Raw genomic sequence first — 21,846 nt, forward strand, 5'->3', positions numbered from 1 at the left:
GGACTATTTTATTGCAATAAACTATATACAAATTCAGGATATCCACGCTCTCCTGCATCATTAGTTAATGCTAAAAATTTTAATTTATATAAATTACCATCGGTATCAGTTACCACATAAAAGACATTCTCTTTCAATGAAGGTAAACTACTAGGTCCTCCCCCGTTTCTCCAACTACTTCCAATACTTCTTTGGTCTGTAGTAAATTTAGTAGCATCTACATCGGTTATAGAAAAATCATCATAAGTAAATGCATCTACTTCTGTATCTAACTTATAAACTTTAGCATCTGATTTTGTATTATTTGTTACATAATCTGGATATACATAAGGTCCTGCAGTAGGAATTAAGTTTGTAAAAATTGTAAAATTTAAATCCCATTCGTTTTTTAAAGGTTCTACACTAACTTCATTTTCAGTATTAAAACTAAAAAAAGTAAAATGATATGCTTCATTTTTAGAAATAGTAATTTCTTTGTGTGTAGTAGCATCTAAATCGGCATACTGTAAGATATAATTATTACCATCTTTCAAAATTCTAATTTTTTTCCAACCTCTAGCTTCTCCATTAGCAGAATAACTACCTGTTGCAGGTGCAGTAGTATCTACTTCATACCCAAGATTTACTAAATATACTTTGTTCTCAGAATCCGTATCAGAAATTTCAGAAATCGCAGTTTCAAGAATATTTCCATTTGGAGCATCAACAAAAGGAGCACTTTCATCTGTATACGTATTTGTTCTTACCAATGGTTGTAAATCGATTACTTCTTGATCTGAAGATTTAACTTCATCAATATTAGTAGTAGAAAGTGCTGCAGTTGCCATAGAAATTGATCCATTTAAGCTAACTCTAAATTCTGATCCTGAATAGAAACCTAAATCCCAAGAGTCTCTTTTTACAACAGTAGTTGTATTTGTACTTAAATCTACATATACTTGATTTGGTTCATTTGGTCCACCAACTTCTGGTGAAACTGCTGCTCCGTCTATAACTACAGCTATTGGTGCTATTGGTGCATCTTCAGAGTCACAACTTGTAAACGAAAATACTGCTGCACATAAAATTAAGGTTAAAAATTTGTTTGTCATGATTTTAATATTTGGTTATTAGTGTTTAAAAATTAAGGTTATATAATAGTTTTAAGTAGTAAGAGCGTCCGTAACCCAATAACAACGAACTATCGTTAGTTGCATGTGCTACTCCTTCTGTACTTGCATTACTCACATTTACATTGGTAACATCAAATAAGTTTCTTCCGCCTAAAGTGGCTTGAATTTTATTTTTAAAGAATGATTTTTTTATAGAAGCATCTACCCAATTATAAGCGCTTGTAGTAGATTTAGAAAACACAGAATTTCCATTATCATCTACACCAGATGAAATATAGTTTTGTTGATTACCATTGTGTTTAAACAATACGGTAAGTGCTGTTTTCCATTTTTTGATGTTATAATTGGCACTTGTATTTAATTGGAAAGAATACAAAAAATCGTTTTCTGCATTTACTTCATTAGTAGCAATTCTAGAAACACCTTGTAAAGTAGCTCCTAAATTAAATGTAAAATTGTCTTTTTTAATACTGTTTTCAGAAGTGATTCCCCATAATTTATAAGCATCAATATTAATGTATTGATATTGTAGAGGTGTTGGGTTTACAATTGCTAAATCTATTTTATCGGCAACATCTAAATAGCTAACTTTAAAACTATTTAATAAAGAAAAATCATTAATGTAACTGTATTTTTTTAGGTTGATAAACGCTGAAAACCCGTTTTCTGGATTCAAATTTTCATTACCTCTCACATCATGATTAGAGTCTACAAAGTAATAATACAATTCTTCAAAATTTGGCGTTCTGTATGAAGTACCAATGTTACCACGCAATTCAAAACCTTTGTTCATTAAATAACGTGCACTAATAGAGGATAATAATTTAGATTTGAATAAAGAATTATACTCATATCGTACACCAGGTCTTAACGTAAAAGCATCAGAAAACTTTAATTCTGACGAGCCATAAAAGGCATAATTGTTCTGAGATTGGGTTTTATCTAGCTGTGTAACATCACCAGAAGCTTGTGTATCAAAACCATTTATAAACCTTGTTTCATATCCTAACTGAAAGTTTAAAAAATCACTTTTAACCAAATTATTTATACTTCCTTTAGAAAAGAATACTTTACTAGATTGATATACTTCATCCGTTTCGTTACTTTTCTCTGTACTTAAAATGTAATAGTTAAACTCGTTTAAATAACGCTTTTGTTGCTGGTAAGAAACTGAAGCACTGTAGTTAGCTCCAGAATTTAAACTACCTACAAGATTTACATTATTTACAAATCTATGCGTTCTAAAAATTTTATCCGTTGCAGACGGATTACTCGTTTGTGCTTGTGTATCTATATTGGCTCTAACAGCAGCGTCGTAATAATTTATAGTCTCATTAAAGTATTCGAACTTATAAAATAACTGAAACTTTTCTTTCTTATACTGTACAAAAGTATTGGTATTTAATTGCTCTTTTGGCAACCAATCATACCCTCTTAAACCATCATTTTCATAATAACTTTTTCCTTGCCTTTCATTGTAAAAACCTGCAAACTGATTGCGATTTACACCAACTCTGGCAAGCCAATTTTCGTTTATACTATGTCCAACATTTAATGCCTGTATATGTCTCCCTTCATCAAACCAAGCATATTCATCACTTACCGTTTCTTCTTGTAAAGACGCATTAATATTCCACTTATTAGTTATCGATTTTTTGGTGATAATATTGATGACTCCAGAGACAGCATTTGCTCCATACTCTACGCCCATTGCGCCTTCAACAATTTCTATTTGCTCAACATCATCTAAATTAATTTGTGTTAAATCGATGTTGTTTCCAAGTCCATTATCACTTACTAAAGGAATATTATCAACTAAAATATTAAAATATTGAGCATCTAATCCGAAGAAAGAAATCGTAGACTTCCCTGTTTGAGAACTAGGTACAATCGTTAAGTTTAAATTAAAATTTAATACATCTGCTAAATTGTTTGCTGCTTGACTTTCTATCTGCTCCCTTTTAATAACAGTTACATTATGTACAGATTTTTTTACAGATTGAGGATTGTATTGCCCCGTTATTACAACCTCATCTAAGTTTGTAATTCTAGTTGAATCTTTTTCCCTCTTTTGACCAAAAGTTGAAAAAGAAAAAAGTAATAATGCAATTGCAATTTCTCTATTTAGAAACATTCTTAATAATTTTCGACAAATATATATCTTATTTTTAATCAGTCTAAATAAAATGTATATTTTTGTCAAAATATTTATAACCAAAAATTTTTAAAAATGAATAAACTATTATTGAGTACACTACTACTTTTCCTTTCCATTTCTGTAAATGCACAAAGCAAGAAAAAGAAAGATCAAAATGCGATAAAAGAAATGTGTGGTTGTTTTGAAGTAACCTTCAATTTTGCTGAAACTTTTAATTATAGTAAAGACTCCACTTATAGACCTTCTAAAACTAAAGTAGATAAAGGCCTAGAATGGGCTGGTTTGGTAGAGGATAATAATAACAAAATATCAATTCAACATTTACTACAAGTTGGTAACCCAGCAAAACCGATGATTATAAAACATTGGAGACAAGATTGGGAATACCAAAACACTGATTTTTACATGTATAATGGGGATAACAATTGGGTTTTTGAACAAAAAGACAAAAAAGATGTTAAAAAACAATGGACACAAAAAGTATATCAAGTAGATGATAGTCCGCGTTATGAAGGATCTGGTTCTTGGGTTCATGTAGATGGAAAAAGCTATTGGGAAAACACAACAACGGCTCCATTACCAAGAAGAGAATACACCAAAAGAAGTGATTACAATATTACGTTAAGAGGTAATAGACATGAAATAACCAATTATGGTTGGGTACATGACCAAGACAATAGTAAAATAATTCGCGAAGCAGGAAAAGAAGACGTTGTTTTAGCTAAAGAAAAAGGATACAATACTTATGTAAGAGTTGCAGACAGCAAATGTAAGGCAGCAGCAGATTGGTGGCAAAAAAACAACACCAAATGGCAATTAGTAAGAAATAAATGGAACGAAGTTTATGGTAGAAACACCAATTTATCTTTAGAAACTAAGGTTGAGTTTAAAGAATTATACAAACATTTATTTTCTGATGAAATAACAAAAGAAGAAGAAATTAACACCATAATAGAATCATTTGTAAAAAAATAAAAAATGAAAAGAATTAAACTAGTAGTACTCGTAGCAATATTATTTATAAGCACAGTAGCTGTAGCACAAAGAAAGCAACAGCAACAATCAAATGTATTTTTAGATAGAGATTTTTGGGGTACAAACCCAAGTATCGAAGTTATTGATCAAAAAATTGCACAAGGCAACAATCCTAGTGAAGCCAATAAAGGTGGTTTTGATGGTGTAGTATATGCCATTTTACAAAAAGCACCAAATGCATCCATTAAATATCTACTTTCTAAAGAAGGAAATGATGTTAACAAAATTACACATGACAAGAGAACATATGTTTTTTGGGCTGCTTATTTAGATAACTTAGAATTAGTTACCTATTTGATTGAAAATAATGCCGATTTAACCTTAAAAGATTCTCATCAATACTCTCCATTAACATTTGCTGCAAATGCAGGAGTTACAAATACTAAAATGTATGATTTATTGATAAAAAACGGATTAGACATTGCAACTGACACCAACGGACACGGTGCAAACGCTTTACTCTTATTACTTCCTTCATTAAAAAACTTAGATTTACTAGATTATTTTACATCAAAAGGATTGGCTTTAGACAGCACTGATAATGATGGAAACGGTGCATTTAATTATGTTGCTAAAAAAGGAAATAAAGAAATGCTAAACTTATTAATAAAGAAAGGTTTACCATATAAAAACTTAAATAAAAATGGTGAAAATGCACTTTTATTAGCGACAAGAGGTGGCCGTGGCGGTTACAATTCTTTAGCCTTTTTTAAATACTTAAATAGCTTAGGTCTTGACCCAAATGTTACTAATAATGACGGACAAAATGCATTCCATTTTTTAGCTTCTGGTAATAAAGACATTGCTACTTTTAATTATTTTTTAAGTAAAAATGTTGATATCAATCATGCTGATAAAGAAGGAAACACACCTTTATTAAACGCAACTGGTAGAAATTCTTTAGAAATTATTACTTTTTTAGCTGAAAAAACAAAGGATATTAATCATACAAACAAACAAGGAAACTCTGCTCTTTCAATAGCTGTAGAAAGAAACTCTAGTGATGTTGTGGCCTATCTAATTAACCAAAAAGCGAACATAAATGTAACTGACAAAGACGGAAATACTTTAGCGTATTATTTGCTTAATAGTTACAACGAAAGAAGAAATAATGATTTTGCTCCAAAAAAGAATCTACTTGTTAAAAACGGATTAAAATTAAACCAAATTCAGGGTGGTAACAACACATTATTTCATTTTGCTTTAGATAATGAAAACATCAAATTATTAAAAGAAGTAAATTCTTATAGCATTGATGTAAATACAAAAAATAACGAAGGTTATACGGTACTGCACTTAGCAGCTATGAAATCTAAAGACACTAAAATTATCAATTATTTATTAAGTATTGGTGCAGATAAAAATATAAAAAACGAATTTGAAGAATCTACTTATGATTTAGCTTTGGAAAATGAGTTATTAAAAAATACTGATATTAAATTTTTAAAATAAAAACGAAGAATGAAAACTAGAAATATATTTAAAATAACACCTATTATAATTGCAATCGCATTTGCATTATTCAGTTTTAAAAGTAGCGAAACAAGTTCATACAAATGTATGATTCAGTTAACCAATTACACCGGAGAAGGAGCTTATATTGTAATTTCTCTAATAAATTCTGATGGAGAATATGAAGAAACCCTAAATGTGCTGGGAGACGATGATGAGTGGTACTCTAACCTTGAAGAATGGTGGAAATTTCAAGGGACAAAACGTAGCGATATTGACGCCATTACAGGAGCAACAATTAGCGGAGGAGAACGTGCTATTAGTGTTGTAAAAATTGATGACAGTAAAATTGATGCTGGATATAAAATTCGCTTTGAAACTTCTGTTGAGAATCAAGAATATTACAAAGATGATGTAGAATTTGAATTAACATCAGAAAACGTTAAATCTAAAGTTGAAGGAAAAGGATTTATTCGTTACATAAGAATAATGCCACAATAAAAAATTTTATAATGACGATTTCCATTTGGAGATATAGCCACTTAACGTTGGCTATATCTTCTACCTTATTTATTGTACTAGCTTCTATAACTGGTATTATCTTAGCTTTTGAACCAATTTCTGATAAACTTTCTCCTTATGATGTTGTAGATATTAATACAGTTTCTATTCAAGAAACCATTGCTGTTTTACAAAAAAATTATGATGAAGTTATTACTTTAGATGTTGATGAAAATGGTTTTGTAGCTGCAAATGTTGTTTTAAAAAACGGTAAAAGCGATACTTTTTATATCAACCCCAAAACGGGAGAAAAAGTTGGTGAAATTGTACAAAAAAAACCAATTTTTGAATTTGCAACAAATTTACATCGTTCATTATTTTTAAAATCTACGGGTAGGTTTATTATTGGTTTTGTTTCTTTTTTACTTTTATTAATTAGTATAACTGGCGTTATTTTAATTGCAAAAAGACAAGGAGGTTTTTCTAAAATATTCTCTAAAATAATTAAAGAAGATTTTAATCAATATTATCATATAATTATTGGTAGATACACGTTAATACCTATTATAATAATTACATTAACAGGTGTATATTTATCTTTAGATCGTTTTTCTGTATTGCCAAAAGATAACAGTAAACATGTAGAAATTGCACAAAACAAGACACAACAAAACAATGCTAGTATTGATTTTTTTCAGTCTACAAAATTAGATGAAGTTAAAAGTATAGAATTCCCGTTTTCTAAAGACGAAGAAGATTATTATTACGTAAAACTTACAGATAAAGAAGTTGCTGTAAATCAAATTACGGGGCAAATTATTAGCCTAAAAAAACAACCTTTAGTAACTTTTGGTGCTTATTATAGCTTGTTACTTCATACCGGAAAAGGCTCTATTTTATGGTCTTTTGTATTATTACTTTCTTGTTTTGCTATTCTATTCTTTATCTTTTCTGGCTTTGCCATGACTTTAAAAAGAAGGAAGAAAACTAGCTTGGTAAAAAATAAATTTACTAAAGACGAAGCCGAATATATAATTCTTGTTGGTTCGGAAACAGGAAGTACCTTTAACTTTGCAACTGCGTTTTACAATGCATTAACTACATCTGGAAAACGAGTTTTTTTATCAGAATTAAACCAATATACAACTTATAAAAAAGCTACTAACATTATTATATTCGCTGCAACTTATGGTGAAGGAGAAGCGCCCATAAACGCGACTAAATTCATTCAAAAAATTGAAAAAGTACAACAACAGAATATTTTAAATTTTTCTGTAGTTGGTTTTGGTTCTAAAGAATATACACAGTATTGCAAGTTTGCTATTTTAGTACATGCAAACTTACAGCTGCAAGACAACTTCACGCCTACTTTACCTATTTTTAAAGTGAATAATCAGTCTTTTTCTGATTTTGACCAATGGTTACAAGAATGGAATGCTTTCTACAAAATGGAACTTACCATCACCTCAGAAAACCTTCTCAGTTCTAAGAAAAAGGAACAAGAGTTTAAAGTGGTGCGTAAAACAGAAATTAATATTGATGAAACTTTTTTAATACAATTAAAATCAACTAAAAAAACAAAATTCGAATCTGGTGATTTACTTTCTATCACTCCAAAAAATGAAACCAGAAGTCGTTTGTACTCTATAGCCAAAGTAGACGACACCATTCTATTAAGTATCAAAAAACATGAGTTCGGACTTTGTTCTAAGTATATCAACAGTTTACATAAAGAAGATACAATGATCGCCAACATTCAAAAAAATGTGGCATTCCGCCTTCCGCAGAAAACAAAAGAAGTTATTTTAATTGCAAACGGAACAGGAATTGCTCCCTTTTTAGGAATGATTCATCAAAAAAAATCAAAAACTAAAGTCCATTTATTTTGGGGGGCAAGAACAAAAGAGTCTTTTAAAATTTACAAAAACGATATACATACTGCCTTAGAGAATAATACACTAACTTCTTTCCACGCCGCATATTCTCAAGAAGAAAAAGAGAAAGTATATGTTCAAGATTTATTAATAAATCACGGAACACTAATTGCAAATACCATACATAATGGAGGTTTAATTATGATTTGTGGATCTATATACATGGAAAAAGGAGTTACCAAAGTATTAGAAGAAATAACTAAAAAACATTTACAATCTTCATTACATAAATTTAAAGAAAACAATCAAATAAAAACTGACTGTTACTAAAAATTAAAAAAAATGTGTCAAAAATCTAGAATAATATCAAGCGTTAAAAACGGAGAAATATCAATCTGTGAAAATTGTAAAAACTACAACCTTGTTTTCAATAATATCTTTTTTCAGTTTGATAAAGAACAACTGAATAAGTTTAGAGAATATGTTGCAGAAATAGATGTTACTTATTGGTTAGACTATAGCGCAAACACAACACAAAAAAGAAAAATACCTGTACCTACTTTTCATCAGAATTTAGTGTTGGTTTTTGACTCTTATGAAATTGAAGAATTAAAAATACTTTTAGGCATTAATACAGGTAACAGAAGTAAAATGATAACGACTGCAGACATTGATTATAGTTTAATCTTGAATTAAAACACGAATTCTAATTCATAAGCAACGGATTCTAAAAGTGATAAAATCAACCTCAACTTCTACGTTACTTTTACAGTGTATTAACACTTAAAAACGTAGAAATTATGAAAACTATATTAAAAAAATCAGTATTTGCAGCAGGTATTATCTTATTAAGCAGTCCGTTTATTAGTTGTGATAATAAGAAAATAATAAAGGAAGATAAAGCAATAGTTCTTGCAGAAAAAGTTGCTCCCATTAAAGATGAAACTACTATAAAAATTACTTCTAGAGAACCCATTGTTTTTATTGCAGGTTTTGACGTAGGAAATGAAACCTATTACACCAACGCTAGAGCTTATTTTGAAGAGAAAAACATCAAAATAATAGACGGACAATATTCTCTAGAAGAAATAATTGTTTGGCTAAATAAAAATGCCAACAAAAATCCTTACGGAGATGTTCATATTGTAAATAACAGCAATCCGTATAAAGGCATGAATTTAGAAACCATTGTTAAAGGTGATAAAATTACCGCAGAAACTTTAAGAAAAACGATCACTCAAGGTACTTTACCAACGCTAAAAAATGTAGTTAATAAAGATACTAAAATAGTTTTTCATGCTTCTGGATTGGTTGAAAATACAGCATTGTTAAAAACGCTAAAAGATGCTTTATCCGCTCCTACATTACCTAAAGTTATTGCGTCTCCTTATTACACCATTTTTAGTGGTAAATTTTCTAACTATTATTTAGCACAACCTTATTATGTATTTTACCCTACAGCTCATTCGCCAGGAAAAATAGATTTATCTAAAGAGATTGCCAATAAATATCCAGAAGAAAAAGACATTAACTGGTATGATGCTTTAAATAATGAAGAAGAAAGATATGTTGGTGATGCGTATACCTCTCAGTTCTCTATACCAATTAAATGGGAGTTTGGTTACCACAATACAGATAATGAAATGCCGATATTTACTTCAGAAAAAGAGGTGATCGATTGGATTAAGCAAAACGAAGAATTAATGGTAGAGATTAATAATTATAACATTCCGTTAGATAAATACAGATGGACATGGAATAGAAAAAACAGCACCTTAATTATTAGAGGTAGAACAACGGGTTTGGTGGTGTTAAAACCCTTAATTAAACCGTATGGAGATTTAAAACACATAGAACCAGACACCAATAACAAACGTTTGTATGCTATAAAGTAAATTGAAATAGAAATTGTGAAATACAGCGTTTTTAAAAATATAAAAACGTTGTATTTAGGTTCCCATTTTCACGGGAATGACAATTTTAAAGGGTTTGAGGTAAAAACCTCAAGATTTTTTTAATTAATAAACGCCATTACACAAAACTAAAAATGAGGTAATGGCGTTTTAATTAGTAAGTTTGTGATTATGAAAATATTTTTTGAAATTTTAAATTCATTAAGTCATTATGTAAATGGTATGCCTAAGAACCGACTGAGTTTATTGTTTTTTCTTTTTTTTATTCTGATAAACCAAACATACTCACAAAACCTACAGCTACAAAATTTTTCTATTTCTGATGGATTACCATCTACTACTATAAATGATATTCAGCAAGACCAAATAGGTTATTTATGGCTGGCAACAGATAAAGGTTATTCCAAATTTGACGGTGTAAATTTCACTAACTACAAACAAGAAAATGCAAATTGTATTTTTATTGAAAAGGATAAAATTTATATCGGTTTAAAAAACGGACTTCTGGTTTTACAGCACAATAAATCTAACTTTTTTGAAAGTAAAGAAATTCTAAAAATAAAATCTATTGGCAATAAAATTATCTTAGCCACTATACAAGGTGTTTGCGAATTAAAAGAAGACACAATACAGCCTTTAGAAATACAGCACCAAATAGATTTCTCTATAATTCATGATATTATTTCCTTTAAAGACATTATTTACATAGCTTCTATAAAAGGCTTATGGAGTATAGATAAACTATACAAACCTTTAAAAATGGATAAACTTATAGAAGAGAATACCACTTCCCTTTTAATAAGCAGCAATCAATTAATTGCAGCAACAGAAATTCAAGGATTAAAAATTATTGATGATCATACTGTTTTAAAAAACATCGCAACAATAGAAAATATTTCTTCCATAAAAAGAGTAAAAGATGAAATTTGGGTGGCTTCTAAAAAAAATGGGTTAGAAATTTTAGATGCCAACACCTACATTTTTAAAAGGAAAATAAACAAATACAATGCATTTATTTCCAGCCAAATAAACACTGTTTTTAAAGACAAGCAAAACTCAATTTGGATTGGTAGTTCAAACAAAGGTTTATACAAATACAATTCTACAACAGAAACGGCTAACCCCAAACTCTTTATTGAAAATATTGCGGTTAATTATAAATCAATAGACTCTTTAAACATAAATAAACTAGCCTTAAAACCAAATGAAAATAACATTTCGTTTTCTTTTAAAACAATCGATTTAAAGAACCCTAAAAACATCGAATACCGTTATCAACTAAATAATGACTTTACGCCTTGGAGTCCTCAAAATAAAGTTGATTTCGCAAATTTAAAGGCAGGAAATTATCAATTTACAGTTCAGTCTAAAGAAGGTAGTTTGCTTAGTAAAAAAATATCTTTTTCTTTTTTTATTGACACTCCTATTTATCAAAAAGCATGGTTTATAATATTATGTGGAGCAATTTTATGTCTGCTTTTAGCGCTTTTTGTTGAGCTACATATAAGAAAACTGAATAAAAAAAATCAGCAAAAAATTGATACTTTAAAAGTAGAAAATCATTTACTGACTTTAGAACAGAAAGCATTGCAGTTGCAAATGAATCCGCATTTTATTTTTAATGTTTTAAACGGAATAAAAGCACTTGGTAATGCTGGAAATTCTAAAGAATTAAATAAAACTATTTCACAATTTTCGGTACTTTTAAGAAGTGTTTTAAACAACTCTCGTTTAGAAGAAATTAGCTTACAAGAAGAAATAGATACCTTAAAAAACTATTTAGATTTAGAACAAAAAATGAATTCAATGTCTTTTAAGTACACTATTGAAACTTCTTTAAATAATATTGATTCAGAAGAAATTTTAATTCCGCCAATGTTATTGCAACCCTTTGTAGAAAATTGTATTAAGCATGCTTTTCAGCCTAATAAAACAGCTGCAAAAATCAAACTTCTTTTTGAAGTTAGAAATAGATTCTTGCATTTTACCATAGAAGATAATGGGATTGGTTTTCATCAATCTAAAAAAGAAAAAGTAAAATCGAATCATCAATCTGTGGCTTTAGAAGTTACCAAAGAACGAATTCAGCATTTATCAAAATACAACTCATTTTCTATTGAAGAAATAAAAGACAAAAATGAAATAAAAGGAACCAAAGTTGGATTTAAAATTCCTTTAAAAACAGATTATTAAAAAAATGGAAAGAAGAAAATTTATAAAAAACACTTTACTTACAGGAGTTGGAGCAAGTATTGTGGGTGGACTTTATTCTTGGCAAATAGAACCTTTTTGGCTTGAATTTGTAAACATAAAAATGCCTATAAAGAATTTACCAAAAAACTTAATAGGGAAAACGTTAATGCAAATTAGCGATATACATGTTGGTAATAAATTTGACTATAAATACATTATCGAATCTTTTAAAAAAGCACAACTTTATAATCCAGATTTTGTTGTATACACAGGGGATTTTGTTTCTTATGAAACACCAGAACAATTTGATCAATTAGAAGAAGTGTTTAAATATGCCGTAAACGGAAAACTAGGAACTGCAGGCGTTTTAGGAAATCATGACTATGGTATTAATTGGCTAGAACCAAAAGTTGCAGATACTATATCTAATATTTTAGATAGAGAGAACATTACTATCCTAAGAAACGATGAAGTTAGTTTTAATGGTTTAAATTTTCTTGGGATTGATGATTATTGGGGTTCTAATTTTAATCCTGTAAATATTATGAATAAATACGATGCTAAAAAAGCAAATGTAGTTCTATGCCATAACCCAGATGTTTGCGACTTAAATGTTTGGAATAATTATAAAGGATGGATTTTATCTGGACATACACATGGCGGACAAGTAAAACCACCATTTTTACCCCCACCTATTCTTCCTGTTAAAAACAAAAGATACTCTTCTGGAGAATTTGACCTATATGATGGTAGAACCTTATATATAAATAGAGCACTCGGTAACTTACACCAAGTAAGATTAAATGTAAGACCAGAAATAACTATTTTTGAATTAGAAGAAGAAGTATAATATGAAAGAACTAACCGCAATTTTAGTAGATGATATGCCTGTAGCATTGGAAATGTTAGCAACTGATGTTTCTAACAATCATCCAGAGATTAAAATTATTGGAAAAGCAAAATCGGTTGTAGAAGCTGCAAAATTGTTACGCAAACAACAACCCGATATTTTGTTTTTAGATATTATGTTAGGAGACGGAACAGGTTTTGATATTCTTGAAATTTTTCCTGATTTAAAGTCGAAAATTATCTTTGTTACTGCGAGTGATGCTTTTGCTATTAAAGCATTTAAGTTTGCAGCAATCGATTATATCTTAAAACCGTATTCCGATGAAGACTTGGCTATTTCAATAGAAAAAGCGCAAAGCCAAATTCAGCCAGATAAAGAACAACTACATGTTTTGCAAGAAGCTGTAACTGCACCTAATAATAAGCCTAATAAAATATCTTTACATACTTCAGAAAAAATAATTGTTGTAAATATTGAAAATATAATCCGTTGTAAGTCTGATAATAATTACACTACCTTTTATTTTAAAGACAATTCAAAAATACTCGTTTCTAAAACATTAAAATATTATGCAGATATGTTAAAGGAAGTCGGTTTTTTAAGAGTACACCAAAGTCATTTAGTAAATACTACCTTTATTAAAGAGTTTATAAAATCTGATGGTGGTTATCTAATGCTTACAGAGGGATCTAATATTCCGGTTTCAGTAAGAAAACGAACTGAAGTACTGGAAGTGCTAAATTCTTTCTAAAAGAGCTAATAAGGATTGTTTATTGCTATTTCAGTAAACCAGTAAACTTTAAGATAAATAAAAGAAATTAAACAAGATATATAGAAGAAGTACTTAAGTGCGCACGAGAAGATTCGAACTTCCACGTTCTTGCGAACACAGCCCCCTCAAGGCTGCGCGTCTACCAATTTCGCCACGTGCGCATTTGTATAAAGCAAAAATGTTAAGCATATTGCTTAACATTTTCTTTGTGACCGGGCTGGGGCTCGAACCCAGGACCCTCTCCTTAAAAGGGAGATGCTCTACCAACTGAGCTACCAGGTCTTTTTTGTAAACCGGTTGCAAATATACTATCAAACATTGGAATAATAAGCATTAAATTGATTTTTTTTTATAGATATTTGCATAAAAACACAAATAGATGAAAATAGTACTTTTAGGTTATATGGCTTCAGGAAAATCTAGTATTGGTAAACGTCTTTCTAAAAAGCTGTCAATGAATTTTTTAGACTTAGATGATTACATTATTGAAAAAGAAAAAATGTCTATTTCTGAAATATTCAAAACCAAAGGAGAAGTCTATTTTAGGTTGATAGAAAACAAATATTTGAAAGAAATTCTAGCAAAAGACAAAGATTTTATCCTTGCTTTAGGTGGCGGAACACCTTGTTATGCAAATAATATGGAAGAAATTAATAATTCTGATGCTAAATCGATCTATTTACAAGGTAGCACCGCTACAATGATAGAGAGACTAATAAGAAAAAAAGCTAAAAGACCATTAATAGCTTCTTTAGGAGATGATCAAATTCCAGAATTTGTTGCAAAGCACCTTTTTGAAAGACGTCCTTTTTATGAACAAGCAAAGACTATTGTAAAAATAGACAATAAAACTAAAGCAGAAGTTGCAGAAGAATTGGAAAACTTATTAAGCTAAATAAGCAATTGCTTCTTTTGCAGAAAACTCTACTTGTATATGTTCTTTTATAGAAGTAGACAGAGAAATTCCTTTAAAATCTGCCTTAACAGGATATTTTTTATGATTTCTATTTACCAATACAGCTGTTTTAAACCTCTTTAAAGGAACGTCTAAAAAGTGCTTAATTCCGTAAATTAGCGTAGTTCCAGAGCTTAAAACATCATCAACTAAAACCAAAGATTTATTTTTATAATCTTCAACATTTAGAGAAGTGGTAATAGGTTTTAAAGGATTTTTTTTATCAATATTAACCTTACAAAGAGTTACTTTTAAAGGTGATATTTCTTGTAAAACTTCCATTAATTTTTCAGCAAAAATAAAGCCATTACCTACAATACCAGCAAGAATAACTTCTTTCTCCGAACTATTTGTTTCATAAATCTGATACGCAATTCTTCTTATTTTTTGAGAAATTTGCAATTGATTTAATATAATGCTACCTGATGTTGTCATATTTCTTCTGTTGTATCTTCTTGATAATCGTCTATATCTCGTCTGTCTTTTTTAGTTGGCCTACCTGTACCCTTTTTTCTATAGTAGTCTTTAGCGTATTTTAAGAGGTCTGTTTTCTCAAACTCCTCTTTAGGCGTTACATCTTTTCTATAAAGATCTACAATTTTGGCTCCAACCCTACTTTCCGGTAAATCTAAAACTTTTATTTGATAATTGATTTGATTTTTTCTAACGAATATCAATTCATCTCCAAACACTTCTTTAGAAGGCTTTAAACTTTTGTTATCTATCTTAACTTGTCCTTTCTTACAAGCTGTAGAAGCCAAACTTCTTGTTTTAAAAACCCTAATACACCACAAATATTTATCAATTCTCATAAAAATAATTAAAATACAACGTTTGTCTTTTTACAAAGGTATAAAATTGGTAAATTGCACGCTCTAATTTTAAGATTAAATGAATAAAATAAAAAATATTTTTGCATTTGCAATTATTTCAATTGCACTATATTCTTGTAGTAACACAAGTTCTGTAGCAGTAGATGATTTTGATTACGAAGCACAAGCTTTAATAGACAATGATACTTTAGTTCAGTTTTTAGAAAATCATTATTATGATACTTCTGTAGACTCTGTAAAAGCAATAGTAGCAGGCCAAACACCTCTTTATGAAACAGTAAGAACCATGGATATTACTGAAAATGATATAGATTATAAACTATATTATTATGTAAATAGCGAAGGCACACCTAATATAGAAAAAGGCTACCCTACAGTAATGGATTCTGTTTTTGTAAAGTATTCTGGTCAAAGAATTGTGGCAACAGATAGCATTAGTCCTGTTTTTGACGCTAACGATGGTGTATGGTTTACGCTTAATGCTGTTATTAGAGGTTGGTCTCATGGTTTTACGAACTTTAAAGGCGGAGACAATGTAACTGAAAACGGACCTATTACTTATGAAAATGGAGGAAAGGGTGTTTTATTTATTCCTTCTAGCTTGGGATACGGAAATGTAGGAAGTGGTAGTATTTTAGCAAATGAAAGTATTTTCTTTTATATTGATTTGTTTGATTTTGTAAAGGATACCGATCATGACAATGATGGAATTCCTTCTATAATGGAAGATCCTGATGGGAATGGAGATCCTAGAGATGATGATACTGATTTAGATGCTGTTCCTAATTATTTTGATGCTGATGATGATAATGATGGTGTTTCAACTATAAATGAAGATGCAAATGGCGATGGAGATCCTACAAACGATTTTAGCGATCCTAACAATCCTGACTTACCAGATTACTTAAATCCTGATATTAATTAAGGAATTGAAAAAAAAACAAAGAACTCTTAAGAAATTAAGAGTTTTTTTTGTCCTAATTTTTCACTTTTCATCAAAATAACGAGACAAGAAACTTTAAGAAATAGAATCGATAAAAACAACTTAAATAAGCACATTAAAAAAGGTTTCTATAACTTTGTTCATATATAATCTCATCAATGGAATACAGCGTATTTTAAAGGTCTTCTGATCTAAAAAATGATAGTAATTCTAAAGGTTTACAGCTTTTAAATGAGTAGAGTTTTACACCAACATTACCATTTAAATCTGTTTTAGATACATTTAGATTAAAACAATATAAACTAACGTTACTAATTACTAAAGTTACAATAAAACAGAAATGCACAACTTGTAGCCTAATATCCACTTTATAAAATCGTAGAATAAATAATAATAGAAAGAGGATTCCAATACCTAATAAACATCAAAATGAACCTCAACAATCCTATTACACTTAGATTAGAAAACAACAGAAAACAAAAAAAGCTCTTGAAAATTTCAAGAGCTTTTTAATATTAAATATCGTATTTATTTACAACTTTAAAGAAAGTCCAAATATTATTTGATTTGTTCTGTTATCTACGGTAAAATTATCTGTAACAAAATTAGCCTCATTGTTAGTCAAGCCTCTTTCCCAACGTACATCTACACCTATATTACCAAACTCTACTCCTACCCCCATTTGAAGCCCAACAGAGAATTTATCAAGTTCATCAGAAGTAAATTCTTTATAACTAATTTCATCATCTAAAATGTATTGAAAAGAAGGACCAATAAAAACATTGGCAAATCCTAAGAATTTTTTACCTACCAAAACAGGTACATCTAATTTCTTAAATGAATAATCATCTGAACCGCTTGCTTGCTCAAATTCTGTCTTAACTTGTGTATAAACAATTTCTGGTCGTAAGTATAAACCACCTAAAACAGGAATATCTCCTCTAAACCACAAACCTACATGATAACCAGTTTTAGCTTCTGCTCCTCCATCTACAATATCTTCTGCAGAGTTTTTAAAAGAGTCTTCTCCTGAATTATTATAGTTTACACCTGCTTTTAAACCAAAATCTACCTGAGCATTTGACAATTGTGTAAATCCAAAGGCCAAACAAAACATTAAAATTACTTTCTTCATCATTTATTATTTTAAGTTACTATTAAAGATATTTAAAATACTAACGCTTTTATTTTCTAGAAATTACTTTTTTAACAGCTTTTACAACTGCAGCAGCGTCTAAACCATATTTAGCCATTAATTGTTCTGGTGTTCCAGATTCTCCAAAAGTATCATCTGTAGCAACAAATTCTTGAGGTGTAGGTGTATTTAAAGCCAATGTTCTTGCAACACTCTCTCCTAATCCTCCTAATTTATTATGCTCTTCTGCAGTAACAATACAACCCGTTTTAGCAACAGACTTTAAAATAATGTCTTCATCTAAAGGTTTAATGGTATGAATATTAATTACCTCTACAGAGATTCCTTCTGCTTCTAATTGTTCAGCAGCTTGTAAAGATTCCCAAACTAAATGCCCAGTTGCAACAATAGTTACATCTGTTCCTTCTGTTAATTGAATTCCTTTACCAATTTCAAATTTTTCATCTGTTGGCATAAATACAGGTACTTTTGGGCGACCAAAACGTAAATATACAGGTCCATCAAAATCTGCAATTGCAATTGTTGCTGCTTTTGTTTGGTTGTAATCACACGTATTAATAACAGTCATTCCTGGTAGCATTTTCATCAACCCAATATCTTCTAATATTTGGTGTGTTGCGCCATCTTCTCCTAAAGTAACTCCTGCATGAGATGCACAAATTTTTACGTTTTTACCAGAATACGCCACAGATTGACGAATTTGGTCATACACTCTACCTGTAGAAAAGTTAGCAAATGTACCTGTAAAAGGAATTTTACCTCCAATAGTTAATCCTGCAGCAATACTAATCATGTTTGCTTCTGCAATACCTATCTGGAAAAATCTTTCAGGGTTTTCTTCAATAAATTGATCCATTTTTAAAGAACCAATTAAATCTGCACATAAGGCAACTACGTTTGGGTTTGTTCTTCCTAATTCTGTTAAACCATCTCCAAAACCTGAACGAGTGTCTTTTTTTTCTGTGTACGTGTATTTTTTCATTATAAATTTGTTGTGTTGTAAAATTTGCGTAAAAATAAACTTTTATTTTACTTTAGAGAAGAGAAAACACATAATAGGTAAAGACTTTTCTAAATATTACAAGCAAGCTTGATAAAAAGCGTAGATAAAAGTGTTTTAAATTGATTTTTAGATTTTTTAAACCAATAGTTCTTCATTTTATAAAACCTCATCAGAAAAAACTTTAGGCACAAAAAAAGCTCCTTATTTCTAAGAAGCTTTGTTTTTTGGGTGGAAGACGGGACTCGAACCCGCGACACTCGGTACCACAAACCGATACTCTAACCAACTGAGCTACAACCACCATATAATTGCGGCTGCAAATATATATCTTTTTTCTAATTCAACAAAATAAAATATTAAATTAATTTACTTAAATTTTCTACAGCCACATAACGCTCTGTAGTAAAGCCTTCTGCAGATTCAACACCAATCAATCTTCCTAAATCTTTTGCTCTATAATCTACACTATCTGTAAAATTCTTACTTGTAATAGGTGTTTCTGGCTCATTACTGGTCGGATCGTAGAACTGAGAAGTGTAGGCTAACACAGATTTCTTCTTAATATCCATAAATCCGGTAACATCAATTACAAAATCTGGAGTTATATTTTTCCATTGTATATAATGATATACTAATTTTGGTCGCCACTTTTCTTGCAACTCTCCTCCTACTTCTGTTTCAATTTTTAAAAGACCACTTAAAAAACATGCATCAGAAACTAAATTACTTCCTTTTGGATGATCTATATGACGATCATCTACAGCATTACACAAAACAATTTCTGGTTGGTACTTTCGTATCATTTTAATAACAGCTAATTGATGTTCTTTATCGTTTGTAAAAAAACCATCAGAAAACCTTAAATTTTCACGTACAGAAACCCCTAAAATATTTGCTGAATTAGCGGCTTCAATATCTCTTAAATCCGCAGAACCACGAGTACCTAATTCGCCTCTTGTAAGATCTACAATTCCTACCTTTTTTCCTAAAGAAATTTCTTTTGCAAGAGTAGCTCCACAACCCAATTCTACATCATCTGGATGGGCCCCAAAAGCCAAAATATCTAATTTCATATATAATGTACTTATTTAATATAAATTAATTTTTCATCAGTTTTTACTATAAAAAACATTCCGTTGTCTTAAAATAGACAACAAATTCATCGTTTTATTAATTAATCTATAACAAAACAATAAATTGAATCATCAAAAATAATCATTTTTTAAAGAAACGTAATAAGAAATTATTTCTATTACGTTTTCGTATTTAATTTTATATAAAGTGGACATCTTTTTGTTAGGATTATCATAAAAATCTGCTGTTCGGCGCCAGTATGATATATGTCATAAAACAACCTCTATAATGTGAGTAATTTTACAGTATAGAAAAACAATAATATAAAAGCCAACAAATTGGCAATTGTAATACACATTAATTAATAAATATAAAATTATGGAAACCAACAGAAACATGGAAACCTACGGATTAAAAAACGTAACTGTAAAATGGAACTTATCTCCTGCTGAACTTCAAAAAATTACTATTGAAAAAGGAATGGGTAAAGAAACCAAAAATGGAACTTTAGCTATTAATACAGGTAAATTTACTGGTAGATCTCCTCAAGATAGATTTATTGTAAAAGATGACTATACAGCAGACAAAGTTTGGTGGGGAAAAACCAACAAACCAGTTTCTCAAGAAAACTTCGATAAATTAAAAGCGAATGTAGTAGATTACTTATCTAACAGAGAATTATATGTAAGAGATGGTTATGTATGTGCAGATCCAACTTACAAAACAGATATTAGAACTGTAACAGAATACCCTTGGTCTAGTTCATTTGTGTTTAACATGTTCTTAAGACCTTCTGAAGAAGAGTTAGCTAATTTTGATGAAGAGTGGTTAGTTTTATGTGCACCAGGTTATGTTTGTGATGATCCAAAAGCATACGGAATTCGTCAAGGAAACTTTTCTATCATTAACTTTACTGATAAAATTGCATTAATTGGTGGTTCTGCTTATACAGGAGAGATTAAAAAAGGTATTTTCTCTGCATTAAACTTAGTGTTACCAGTAGAAAGAGATGTATTACCAATGCACTGTTCTGCAAATGTTGGTGAAGATGGAGATACAGCTATTTTCTTCGGATTATCTGGAACAGGAAAAACAACTTTATCTGCAGATCCAAAAAGAAAATTAATTGGTGATGATGAGCATGGATGGACAGCAGAAAACAATATCTTTAACTTTGAAGGTGGATGTTATGCTAAAGTAATTGATTTATCAGAAGAAAAAGAACCAGATATCTTTAGAGCAATTAAGCCAGGTGCTTTATTAGAAAACGTAGTATTCAATAAAGATGGAGATGTAGATTATATGGATAGCACAATTACACAAAATACACGTGTAAGTTACCCAATTTACCACATAGATAATATTGCAAAACCTTCTTACGCAGGTAACCCTAAAAATATTTTCTTTTTAACTGCAGATGCTTTTGGTGTATTGCCTCCAGTTTCTAAATTAACTCCTGGACAAGCTGCATACCACTTTATCTCTGGATATACTGCTAAAGTTGCAGGTACAGAAGCAGGAATTACAGAGCCAGTACCATCTTTCTCTGCTTGTTTTGGTGAGCCTTTTATGCCATTACACCCAACAAAATACGCTGAAATGTTAAGTAAAAAAATGACTGAAGCAGGTGTAAATGTTTGGTTAATTAACACAGGTTGGTCTGGAGGTCCTTACGGAACTGGTTCTCGTATTAAATTAAAATACACAAGAGCAATGATTACTGAAATTTTAAACGGAAGTTTAGATAACATCGAATTTGAACAACACCCAATTTTCGGATTATTTATGCCAAAATATTGCCCTAACGTACCTACTGAAATGTTAAACCCAATGAATACTTGGATAAACAAAAGTGCATACATTAGTAAAGCAATTCACTTAGCACACTTCTTCCACTTAAACTTCGAAAAATTTGCAAATGAAGCATCAGAGCACATTATTGAAGGTGGTCCATTAATTGATGAACACCACAAATTAGATCACATGTAGAATTTATTATTCCTTTTTACATTAAAAGCAAAG

Annotated in this window: 19 protein-coding genes and 3 tRNA genes; 12 read left to right on the forward strand and 10 right to left on the reverse strand. The window is 30.0% G+C overall.

The annotated features are described in order from the left end of the window. Window positions 1–8: 8 nt before the first annotated feature. Together WHD08_RS05240 and WHD08_RS05245 are read right to left on the reverse strand one after the other, a co-directional pair. Complete coding sequence (locus WHD08_RS05240; RefSeq protein ID WP_208888961.1) at window positions 9–1,091, reverse strand: HmuY family protein; 1,083 nt, start codon at window positions 1,089–1,091, stop codon at window positions 9–11. Window positions 1,092–1,116: 25 nt separating this feature from the next. Further along, window positions 1,117–3,246, reverse strand: a complete 2,130-nt coding sequence (locus tag WHD08_RS05245) for a TonB-dependent receptor plug domain-containing protein (RefSeq protein ID WP_208888959.1) — start codon at window positions 3,244–3,246, stop codon at window positions 1,117–1,119. Window positions 3,247–3,342: 96 nt separating this feature from the next. Between WHD08_RS05245 and WHD08_RS05250 the strand changes: the two genes are divergently transcribed. The 9 genes from WHD08_RS05250 (at window position 3,343) to WHD08_RS05290 (ending at window position 13,839) form a co-directional block, all read left to right on the forward strand. After that, window positions 3,343–4,245 (forward strand): DUF6607 family protein, encoded by a 903-nt coding sequence (locus tag WHD08_RS05250; protein WP_208888957.1) that lies wholly within the window; start codon window positions 3,343–3,345, stop codon window positions 4,243–4,245. 3 nt (window positions 4,246–4,248) lie between these two features. Beyond that, a complete protein-coding gene (locus tag WHD08_RS05255) occupies window positions 4,249–5,757 on the forward strand; it encodes an ankyrin repeat domain-containing protein (RefSeq protein WP_208888955.1) in 1,509 nt (502 codons plus the stop codon). Between the two features lie 9 nt (window positions 5,758–5,766). Continuing rightward, the gene (locus tag WHD08_RS05260) at window positions 5,767–6,258 is read left to right on the forward strand and encodes a DUF2271 domain-containing protein (RefSeq protein WP_208888953.1); all 492 of its coding nucleotides are present in this window, start codon (window positions 5,767–5,769) and stop codon (window positions 6,256–6,258) included. 11 nt (window positions 6,259–6,269) lie between these two features. Further along, window positions 6,270–8,462 (forward strand): PepSY domain-containing protein, encoded by a 2,193-nt coding sequence (locus WHD08_RS05265; protein ID WP_208888951.1) that lies wholly within the window; start codon window positions 6,270–6,272, stop codon window positions 8,460–8,462. 12 nt (window positions 8,463–8,474) lie between these two features. Beyond that, window positions 8,475–8,828, forward strand: coding sequence for a DUF6686 family protein (locus WHD08_RS05270; protein ID WP_208888950.1), 354 nt, complete (start codon window positions 8,475–8,477; stop codon window positions 8,826–8,828). A gap of 104 nt (window positions 8,829–8,932) precedes the next feature. Then, entirely contained in the window at window positions 8,933–10,027 is a 1,095-nt protein-coding gene (locus tag WHD08_RS05275; protein ID WP_165730432.1) for a hypothetical protein, read from the forward strand. A 189-nt stretch (window positions 10,028–10,216) separates the two neighbouring features. Further along, a complete protein-coding gene (locus WHD08_RS05280; protein WP_208888948.1) occupies window positions 10,217–12,238 on the forward strand; it encodes a sensor histidine kinase in 2,022 nt (673 codons plus the stop codon). Window positions 12,239–12,242: 4 nt separating this feature from the next. Then, window positions 12,243–13,088 carry a metallophosphoesterase gene (locus tag WHD08_RS05285; protein ID WP_208888947.1) on the forward strand — a complete coding sequence of 282 codons (846 nt, stop codon included), beginning with the start codon at window positions 12,243–12,245 and terminating at the stop codon, window positions 13,086–13,088. Window position 13,089: 1 nt separating this feature from the next. Then, window positions 13,090–13,839: a LytR/AlgR family response regulator transcription factor gene (locus tag WHD08_RS05290; protein WP_208888946.1), complete on the forward strand. Its 750-nt coding sequence runs from the start codon at window positions 13,090–13,092 to the stop codon at window positions 13,837–13,839. 98 nt (window positions 13,840–13,937) lie between these two features. On the opposite strand, the gene WHD08_RS05295 is transcribed toward WHD08_RS05290, so the two are convergent. Together WHD08_RS05295 and WHD08_RS05300 are read right to left on the reverse strand one after the other, a co-directional pair. Beyond that, a tRNA-Leu gene (locus WHD08_RS05295) sits at window positions 13,938–14,021 on the reverse strand. 48 nt (window positions 14,022–14,069) lie between these two features. Next, a tRNA-Lys gene (locus tag WHD08_RS05300) sits at window positions 14,070–14,142 on the reverse strand. A gap of 97 nt (window positions 14,143–14,239) precedes the next feature. Between WHD08_RS05300 and WHD08_RS05305 the strand changes: the two genes are divergently transcribed. After that, the gene (locus WHD08_RS05305) at window positions 14,240–14,755 is read left to right on the forward strand and encodes a shikimate kinase (protein ID WP_208888944.1); all 516 of its coding nucleotides are present in this window, start codon (window positions 14,240–14,242) and stop codon (window positions 14,753–14,755) included. On the opposite strand, the gene WHD08_RS05310 is transcribed toward WHD08_RS05305, so the two are convergent. Both WHD08_RS05310 and WHD08_RS05315 read right to left on the reverse strand, forming a co-directional pair. Continuing rightward, on the reverse strand, window positions 14,747–15,250 hold the full coding sequence (locus tag WHD08_RS05310) for a phosphoribosyltransferase domain-containing protein (protein ID WP_208888943.1): 504 nt from the start codon (window positions 15,248–15,250) through the stop codon (window positions 14,747–14,749). The genes WHD08_RS05305 and WHD08_RS05310 overlap by 9 nt on opposite strands. Further along, window positions 15,247–15,627: an RNA-binding S4 domain-containing protein gene (locus WHD08_RS05315; RefSeq protein WP_208888942.1), complete on the reverse strand. Its 381-nt coding sequence runs from the start codon at window positions 15,625–15,627 to the stop codon at window positions 15,247–15,249. The genes WHD08_RS05310 and WHD08_RS05315 overlap by 4 nt, the downstream gene beginning before the upstream one ends. 79 nt (window positions 15,628–15,706) lie before the next feature. Between WHD08_RS05315 and WHD08_RS05320 the strand changes: the two genes are divergently transcribed. Further along, window positions 15,707–16,573, forward strand: coding sequence for an FKBP-type peptidyl-prolyl cis-trans isomerase (locus WHD08_RS05320; RefSeq protein ID WP_208888941.1), 867 nt, complete (start codon window positions 15,707–15,709; stop codon window positions 16,571–16,573). Window positions 16,574–17,123: 550 nt separating this feature from the next. Here the strand turns inward: WHD08_RS05320 and WHD08_RS05325 are convergent. The 4 genes from WHD08_RS05325 to bshB1 all read right to left on the reverse strand — a co-directional run bounded on the left by WHD08_RS05325 (window position 17,124) and on the right by bshB1 (window position 19,823). Then, complete coding sequence (locus WHD08_RS05325; protein ID WP_165730416.1) at window positions 17,124–17,726, reverse strand: porin family protein; 603 nt, start codon at window positions 17,724–17,726, stop codon at window positions 17,124–17,126. A gap of 49 nt (window positions 17,727–17,775) precedes the next feature. Further along, window positions 17,776–18,729, reverse strand: a complete 954-nt coding sequence (locus WHD08_RS05330; protein ID WP_068451827.1) for a transketolase family protein — start codon at window positions 18,727–18,729, stop codon at window positions 17,776–17,778. A 247-nt stretch (window positions 18,730–18,976) separates the two neighbouring features. Then, window positions 18,977–19,052: transfer RNA gene (locus WHD08_RS05335), tRNA-His, on the reverse strand. A gap of 54 nt (window positions 19,053–19,106) precedes the next feature. Then, complete coding sequence (gene bshB1, locus WHD08_RS05340; protein WP_208888940.1) at window positions 19,107–19,823, reverse strand: bacillithiol biosynthesis deacetylase BshB1; 717 nt, start codon at window positions 19,821–19,823, stop codon at window positions 19,107–19,109. A gap of 379 nt (window positions 19,824–20,202) precedes the next feature. Between bshB1 and pckA the strand changes: the two genes are divergently transcribed. Then, a complete protein-coding gene (gene pckA / locus WHD08_RS05345; protein WP_208888939.1) occupies window positions 20,203–21,813 on the forward strand; it encodes a phosphoenolpyruvate carboxykinase (ATP) in 1,611 nt (536 codons plus the stop codon). The last annotated feature ends 33 nt before the right edge of the window (window positions 21,814–21,846 follow it).

It is taken from the genome of Polaribacter sejongensis (assembly GCF_038024065.1).
In the GTDB taxonomy this organism is placed as follows: Bacteria; Bacteroidota; Bacteroidia; order Flavobacteriales; family Flavobacteriaceae; genus Polaribacter; species Polaribacter sejongensis.